Source organism: Bradyrhizobium uaiense (assembly GCF_010811875.1).
In the GTDB taxonomy this organism is placed as follows: Bacteria; Pseudomonadota; Alphaproteobacteria; order Rhizobiales; family Xanthobacteraceae; genus Bradyrhizobium; species Bradyrhizobium uaiense.
This window is the reverse complement of sequence record NZ_VKHP01001034.1, coordinates 1-242: the sequence shown is the minus strand read 5'-3', so window position 1 is coordinate 242 and position 242 is coordinate 1. Positions and strand designations below refer to the sequence as shown.

The 242-nt window shown below is 57.0% G+C and carries 1 protein-coding gene; it reads right to left on the bottom strand.

All coding sequences use genetic code 11. The features are described from left to right. Positions 1 to 242, bottom strand: a 242-nt coding sequence (locus tag FNJ47_RS50870; RefSeq protein ID WP_206685444.1) for a hypothetical protein, incomplete at both ends; no start/stop codon positions are given.

Sequence of the window (242 nt, the reverse complement as noted above, 5' to 3'; positions counted from 1 at the left end):
CCACAGCTGGAGAGTCCGATAGCCGGCACTGTTCGGGTCAACGACGGTCACCAGGCTCGACAAGGCGATCAACTGACCTGCGCTCGCCGAAGTGTTGCTCACGACGTTAACTGATGGCGTAATAGGTGGTGTGGCCGTAATCAGCGTGCCCGTACCAGAATCCTGCGTTGCAGTGAAGCCAACTCCGGGATTCTGACCCAGCTGCAGATCATACGTTATTCCGCCCTCGACAACTTGAAGCA